At 45.5% G+C, this 7,335-nt stretch carries 6 protein-coding genes and 2 pseudogenes; 4 read left to right on the top strand and 4 right to left on the bottom strand.

The genetic code is table 11. The features are described from left to right. Positions 1 to 201: pseudogene (locus tag H6F66_RS01555) on the top strand (IS701 family transposase); the annotation flags it as partial. Positions 202 to 209: 8 nt separating this feature from the next. On the opposite strand, the pseudogene H6F66_RS01550 reads toward H6F66_RS01555, so the two are convergent. From H6F66_RS01550 to H6F66_RS01540, 3 genes and pseudogenes are all read right to left on the bottom strand, one after another. Continuing rightward, positions 210 to 362 (bottom strand): annotated as a pseudogene (locus H6F66_RS01550) (Uma2 family endonuclease); the annotation flags it as partial. 40 nt (positions 363 to 402) lie between these two features. Then, positions 403 to 804: a hypothetical protein gene (locus H6F66_RS01545; protein ID WP_190447431.1), complete on the bottom strand. Its 402-nt coding sequence runs from the start codon at positions 802 to 804 to the stop codon at positions 403 to 405. Between the two features lie 239 nt (positions 805 to 1,043). Then, a complete protein-coding gene (locus tag H6F66_RS01540; RefSeq protein WP_190417563.1) occupies positions 1,044 to 2,468 on the bottom strand; it encodes a WGR domain-containing protein in 1,425 nt (474 codons plus the stop codon). A 289-nt stretch (positions 2,469 to 2,757) separates the two neighbouring features. Between H6F66_RS01540 and H6F66_RS01535 the strand changes: the two genes are divergently transcribed. Both H6F66_RS01535 and glsA read left to right on the top strand, forming a co-directional pair. Then, entirely contained in the window at positions 2,758 to 3,585 is an 828-nt protein-coding gene (locus H6F66_RS01535) for a PHP domain-containing protein (RefSeq protein ID WP_190417561.1), read from the top strand. A 65-nt stretch (positions 3,586 to 3,650) separates the two neighbouring features. Beyond that, complete coding sequence (glsA, locus tag H6F66_RS01530; RefSeq protein ID WP_190417559.1) at positions 3,651 to 4,652, top strand: glutaminase A; 1,002 nt, start codon at positions 3,651 to 3,653, stop codon at positions 4,650 to 4,652. A 202-nt stretch (positions 4,653 to 4,854) separates the two neighbouring features. Here the strand turns inward: glsA and H6F66_RS01525 are convergent, their stop codons facing one another. After that, positions 4,855 to 5,130: a hypothetical protein gene (locus H6F66_RS01525; protein WP_190417557.1), complete on the bottom strand. Its 276-nt coding sequence runs from the start codon at positions 5,128 to 5,130 to the stop codon at positions 4,855 to 4,857. Between the two features lie 327 nt (positions 5,131 to 5,457). On the opposite strand from H6F66_RS01525, the gene H6F66_RS01520 reads away from it, so the two are divergent. Further along, on the top strand, positions 5,458 to 7,071 hold the full coding sequence (locus H6F66_RS01520; RefSeq protein ID WP_190417555.1) for an Hsp70 family protein: 1,614 nt from the start codon (positions 5,458 to 5,460) through the stop codon (positions 7,069 to 7,071). Positions 7,072 to 7,335: the final 264 nt, after the last annotated feature.

Below are 7,335 nucleotides of genomic sequence, written 5' to 3'. Positions count from 1 at the left end.
TGTGGGGTTGAAAAAGCCCAAGTGCGTTCTTCTCGTGCTCAACGCAATCACATTGGTTTGGCGATTCGAGCGTTTCTACGCCTGGAGATGCATTGGTTTAATACTGGCATTAGTTGGTATGAGTCCAAAGCCAGTATTGTTCGGGAGGCGGTGCGTTCCTACTTAGCGGCTCCTTGGCTGACTCTTGTACCAACTGCGTAACTCCTGTTGGTATTGCAAACAGAGTGAAGTGTGCCTTTTGCAGCCATTTGCACTAGCTCTCCCCGAATCAACTCGACGCGATCGCCCTCGTTGAGAAAACCCAATTCAATTAGGCGATGATACTCAGCTAATGTAAAACGTTTAGTTGCGGCCTGGGTCATAATGACTCAGCAGGAAACGATACTTTCATTTTCGCGTATGTTAGAAGGTTCCACGAAGCTGCAACTCATAGTCCTGGCGAGCGAAAATAAAGGAACCAAGGTTATATGTCCACCAATCCCGATGAAACTGCTGAAAATCAGACCAGGTAACGGTGGTTTCTGTAAGTGAGATACGAGCAAGCAGAAACCAGCACTCAAGGATGCCGCAAGTGCAACCAAGAATAGCGGTTTTCCCTCTGCATGAATCTTCAGGTTTCAGGATAAAACCTTCCTCGGCAATCCTGTAGGGTTCGTCAAGCAGATGTTTAGAAGGAAACATCACCATCTTAGGAGGGAGGTAGCTATAATCCCCGGCAATTAAATCCACTTTCCTGGTATCTTCACCACTTGTAATCCACTCGTTATATTCCTCTTGAGCAAAAGGTAACTCAACTTCTCGCACAAGTTCAATTAGAGATCGGTCAATTGATGCGGATTTCTCCACTTGGCAGAATTGCAAATTGATCGCGGGGAGTCATCGAGAAAAAAGCCTAGTAATAGTAGGTTGGGTTTCACTATTATTCAACTCAACGAATACGATCGCAACTACTGAAAATGATAAGACTTTTCAAGAGCGATCGCCTTCTGTAAAAGAGGCGCGATCGCATAGGTTAGAGCAAGCGATATCGCAGCCTCCACCTACTAAACTAATTTCTTAATATCCCCAAAAGCACGATAAAATCCGCCGCGAGAAGATTCGCGCACCTCTTCCACCAGATAACGCACACCTTCAGAGCGAATATCTTGAGGGAATTGTACTTTCCAACTAGGATTGTAACCAGGGGAAACAGTGCGAATTCTTAACTTCCCGCCTTCTTTGAAACATTCCACAATCACTCCCTGAGTGGCGTTCGATGTCGTTTCCAACGTATTAGAAGGAACGGCTGCGGCAACGGCGGTAGGTGCTTTAATGTTAATAGCCTGGGAAACTGTACCCGCTTGCGCCGCTTTGATTGCAGCTTCACTAGCGTCGATGCAAGCAAGAGAACCATCGGTGGTAACGATGTAGAGATGTTCATCTAAAAACTGCATGGAGAAAGCAGAACCGCAGCCAGTGGCTAGTTTCCAAAGACGCTCTCCTTGTTGACTAAAACAATAAATCGAGGAGCAATCGTCGCCTGCAAAGACATATTTACCTTCTTCAGCAGTCGCGCAAGAATAAACAGGCGCATCACATTGATATATTGTGCTAACTTCCCCTTTCTTAGTGAAGCAATAAACTTGATTCTCACTGGTACTAGCATATACAAATGCTTCTTCTTGCCAGCCAAACAGCACCCCGCCACGAGTCTTTTGATTCCAAATCTTCGTTCCATCTTCCCAGTCATACATGGTTACGCCCTTGCTGTGACCGTGATAGATACCAATCTCATCGCAGCGCACCATCCAGCCATACTCGCCACTACTTTTTTTAGTCCATTGAGACTCATCTTCGTGATTAATCGTTGTAACATTTCCAGTGTCATCAGAAACACCGAGAATGGCATCTTTGATATCCAGCCAGAAGATATTCACATTGGGGGCAATTTCATAAGCGACACGCGGAATTTTTCCGGTCAAATCGTATACTTTGCCATCATCGCACCCAGCATAAAGCCAGCCTTCATCAGCGACAATACACTTTACGCCGTCAGGAAGACGAAACTGATTTTGGACAATTCCCGTATGGCTGAGAGCAAAAATTTGACCCGCTTGATTGCCAAACCAACAGCGTGAGTTGTCAATAAAGATACCGAAAGCAGGGGAAGAAGAGGCGAATTTCCAAACTACAGGTGCTTGGTTTGCAGTTGAGCGATCGCTCTTTATTTCCCGTCGAGTCACGGGACGTTTACTTCGCACTCCCATAACTGCTTGTTCGTAACCTTTCTTCAGTTTCTCGTTAATCTTTTTGGTCGCCTCAGCTTTGGCTTTTTCCGGCGTTGGATAGGTTTTAACCTGAGTTTGTCCTAAGTCGCCAATGCGACCGTAACGAATCGATACTTCCGCACCGTTGACAATTACCTCATAAAATTTGTGAGAACTACTATCTGACTCAGATAGCTCTAAATAGGTTTTGTCTTCAGTCATTTTTCCTCACTTTATGTATATATTTATGTCTTCTATCTGAAATTGAATATGCAGATTATAACAAGTTACTTAGAGTTATAAAAACCTCTTTTTATGTTATCTTTAAGGTGTAGGGGAAAAGTTTAGGCAAGATGCCTGTTCCTCTCGTGACAAGAAAGCGCTACAAACGAAAAAATATTTCACAACTCGTTTAGGATTGCTATATTCACCTTACTAGCAGGGTGGATAACCTTTCTGCTGGTAAGGTGCATCCCAAGGCGCAAATCGCAGAAATAATTACAATTAAAGAATGCTAGAACTACACTCCCACACAACTTACTCAGACGGAACTCTCACTCCAAGCGAACTTGTTGAAGCGGCGGTGAATGCTGGAGTTTGCGCCCTCGCCATCACCGATCACGATACGATGAATGGCTGGGATGAGGCGTTTACGGCTGCTAAACCGCACAACCTGGAAATTGTCCCCGGACTTGAACTGAGTACCGTTCACAATGACTGCTCATTGCATATTTTAGGATTTTATCCTGATGCCCAGAAGCTTCGAGAACCTTTGCGCGATCGCATCGAAGGACGCAAACGCCGCTCTCAAGAGATGGTAGCGAAATTGGCAGAACTAGGCTACCCAATTGACTTACCCCAGTTAGGAGAAGGTATGGCACCAGGTCGTCCTCATATTGCCACTGCCCTCGTAAAAGCGGGTTATTTCCAATCGTCGCGGGAAGCTTTCGACATTCTGCTGGGCGATGACAAACCCGCTTACGTGCATTACGAGAAGTTCTCGATTGTTGAGGGTATTACTCTGTTACGTTCTTGCGGTGCAGTTCCAGTCTGGGCGCATCCTTACTTGTTCCGAGGCGGTAAAGTTGAACAAGTGCTGAAGGAATTGGTTGCAGCTGGTTTGATGGGCGTTGAAGTTTATCATCCCAACCACAGCCCAAAAGAAATTAATAATTTAAAGAAATTGTGCGATGAGTATGGTTTACTGATGACGGGTGGCAGTGATTATCATGGCCCCAATTCTGATTCTGTAAGTCCAGAACGTCACTCGCTTAATATGCTTCACGTACCTTTGGAGTTGCTGGCACCTATCAAACAAGCGGCTGAAAGTTTGCGTTAATCGTTAATAGTTAAGAAAAAGGCGAAATTGAACAATTCTTTTGCCTTTTACATAATTACCTTTTTATGGATTCTCCCATCCTTCAAGACTTTCTCAACGAGTTGCATCTCAAGTACAAGTCAATGCGTGACGGCGTATTGGCGAACTATATCCCAGAATTAGCGAAAGCAGACCCCGATTGGTTCGGCATTTGTATTGTTACTGTAGATGGTCAAATATATGAGGTAGGCGATTACGAACAATTATTCACCATCCAGTCGATTTCCAAGGCATTTGTGTATGGAATGGCATTGGAAGATCATGGACGCGATTACGTTTTGACGCGGGTTGGGGTGGAACCAACAGGGGATTCTTTCAACTCGATTGTGTTGGATGAATCGTCAAAGCGACCGTATAATCCGATGGTAAATGCAGGCGCGATCGCTACCACCAGTTTAATCAAAGGATCGGGGCCTACTGAACGTCTTGTGCGGATGCTGGATATGTTTCAGCGCTATGTGGGTCACAATCTTTTTATAGATATGCCCGTGTTCATGTCTGAACGCACTACTGGCCATCGTAACCGAGCAATGGCGCATCTCATGCTGAATTTTGGCATGATTGACGCAAAAATTGAAGAGGCGCTGGATTTGTATTTTCAGCAGTGTTCCTTGATGGTTAATTGTCGCGATTTGGCAGTAATGGCAGCGACTCTCGCCAATAATGGTATTAACCCGATTATTAAAGATCGTGCCGTTGATTCGCGCTATGTCAGAGATATTTTAACTGTCATGTACACTTGCGGAATGTACGACTTTGCCGGAGAATGGGCTTATACAGTCGGTCTTCCCGGAAAAAGTGGGGTGTCGGGTGGATTGCTTGTAGTTGTGCCGCAACAAATGGGAATTGGAATTTTCTCGCCTCCCCTGGACTCGCACGGTAGCAGTGTTAGGGGGATGCAAGTTTGTAAGGAATTGTCTGAACGGTTTGGGTTACACTTGTTTGACCTACAAACAGATAGATCGAAATTGCTTGAAACTTTGTGCAATCTAAGTCAGGCTGACTCGGATAGCAGCGTTGTACCTTAAAGTGCCGCTAGTGCTATTTCTTGCCTTTTCTATGAAAGAATGTAGAAAAGAAAGTAGGTTGGGCGCTTGGAACGCAAACCAACATTCAGTAGATGAAAGCGAGTCGTTGGATAACACTTGCGTACCGCTACACCCAAGCAAGCTACAACCCAACCTACGAATTACTACAAATTACTAGGCATTTATTTCATGCCTTTTGCCTTTAGCTGTTGGCTTCTTGTTGCACCCGGAAAAACTTTCTAAAAGGCTGTGGGACGAAAGCTTTGATAGATGCTGGTTTCAAAAACAGCCAACTTACAAAAAAGAAGGAAGCTGTAAACAACTGAGTAATATCTAATGCAGAAAGGTAGCCATCAGCGAAGGACGCAATACTTCTATCAGTGATTCCAAATAGCCAAGAGGATACACCGAAGATCCATAAACCACTTTTGAGGCTTCCTAAAAAATCATTAGCTTCCGTTGTTTGCGGATTATTCATAATTTCAGCCCTTTCCCTTTAAGGAACTTGTGTTGATGTGGTTATTCAAGGGCTTGAGGACTAATTCTTATTCCTTAAACTCCCTTTGTTGCTTCCCATGTTAAAAAATGTTTCATTTTCTTGCCATATGTCCAAAGAGGTAGTTGTAAAATACCAGAGATGTATCCTAAATGCAAGGAAAAAAGTATATAAAAATACGTAATGTGTCAGAAGCGTTCGGCTGCATAGGGTTTGGCAACCTTCAGACACAACAAGCCAAAGGAAAACAGCATCCTGGTAAAATGCTTTGAAAGACCTTATCCCGGCGTGTCGGTGAACTGATCCTGAATGGCGATCGCAATTGATTTTGGAACTAGCAACACCGTAATTGCTCGCTGGAACGCAGCAACCCAGCAGCCAGAAACCGTTAGCCTACCTGGTTTATCGGTAAAGTTTGAGCAGAATCCCCCGCTGATTCCCAGTTTGCTTTATGTTGAGAATGCAACACTATCAACGGTTGTGGTCGGGCAAGCAGTGCGCGATCGCGGTCTGGATCTGAACGCAGATCCCCGCTTTTTCCGCAACTTTAAGCGGGGAATTGGTGCTGATATCCAAGGCTTCATCCCAGAATTGGACGGGCAGATAATTACTTTTGAGCAAGTTGGGAAATTGTTTCTCCAACAAATTATTGAGAAGCTTGCAGAAAATAACTCCTCTCCAGCCCTCCCCAACAGTGGGGGGGGAGTAGAGTCGCTAGTGTTAACTGTGCCAGTAGACAGCTTTGAAGCTTACCGCAACTGGCTTTCAGCAGTATGCGATGATTTGCCAGTGGAACAGGTGCGGATGTTGGATGAACCCACAGCCGCAGCTTTGGGTTACGGAATGGTAGAAGGGGGCGTTTTGCTGGTGGTGGACTTCGGCGGCGGGACGCTGGATCTTTCCCTAGTGCGGTTGGATATTAAGGCAGATAAGAAGCCGTTGGGTTTTATCCTCAAGTGGGGTAAGAAACCTTTGAATGAATCAGCGCAGAAGGCAAAAACTGCCCGCGTGTTGGCGAAAGCTGGGCAAAATTTGGGGGGTTCGGATATTGACAATTGGGTGGTTGATTACTTTGCCAAAACTCAGAGGTTGAAGGCGACACCGCTAACGACGCGACTGGCGGAACGGTTAAAGATTCAACTGTCTAGTCAAACTCAAGCGAGTGAAGTGTATTTCAATGATGAAACATTTGAAAGCTACGAGCTAGAACTAGATCGTTCGCACTTTGAAACTATCCTCAAAGAACACCAATTTTTCGACCGTTTAGACGAGTCGATGACTCAAGTTTTGCAACAAGCGCGTCGCCAAGGTATCGAAGTTTCAGACATTGATGCAGTTTTATTAGTTGGCGGTACAGTGCAAATTCCGGCTGTGCAGACTTGGGTGCAACAATATTTTGATATTAGTAAAATTAAATGCGATCGCCCGTTTGAAGCGATCGCATCCGGCGCACTCCAGCTGAGTCTAGGTGTCGAACTGCAAGATTTTCTCTACCATAGTTACGGCATCCGCTACTGGGATCGGCGTAACAATCGCCACAACTGGCATAAACTAATTAACTCCGGACAAGCTTACCCGATGAGCGATCCGGTAGAACTACTCTTGGGTGCTTCGGTGGAAAACCAACCCAGCATTGAACTAATTATCGGCGAAATAGGAGCGGAAACTGGCGGTACAGAAGTATATTTTGAAGGCGATCGCTTCGTTACTCGCCGTCTTGGGGGTGATACATCAGTGCAACCCCTCAACGACAGAGAAGGGGCGCGTAGCATTGCCCAACTCGCACCGCCTGGTTATCCAGGGAGCGATCGCGTTAAACTCCAGTTTCAAGTAGATCGCGATCGCTTCCTCAGAATCACCGTCCAAGACCTGCTAACAAACCAAACTCTATTAGAAAATCAGTCTGTAGTTCAGCTAAGCTGACTTTCTCGTTCCGAGTCTCTGAGTTGAAAATCAATCGTTTGACCTCTCCCCAACCCGTCCCCTACAAGGGGAGGGGCTTCTGGCTCCCCTTCCCCGTATAAAACATTTATTCGGCTTCCCTCTCCTCTTAGGCTACGGTGTATACACATCTCTGTACAGAACCGAAATCCTGTTATAGGACAGCGCTAGAAGACTTGTGTATACACGGTAGCCTCTTAGGAGAGGGTTAAGGAGAGGTGGGAAGGGGTTGGGGGTAGGGAGTAG

This window comes from Trichocoleus sp. FACHB-6 (assembly GCF_014695815.1).
Taxonomy (GTDB): Bacteria; Cyanobacteriota; Cyanobacteriia; order Cyanobacteriales; family FACHB-T130; genus Funiculus; species Funiculus sociatus.
Note: the sequence above shows the minus strand (reverse complement) of the source record. Positions and strands in the feature narration are given on the sequence as shown.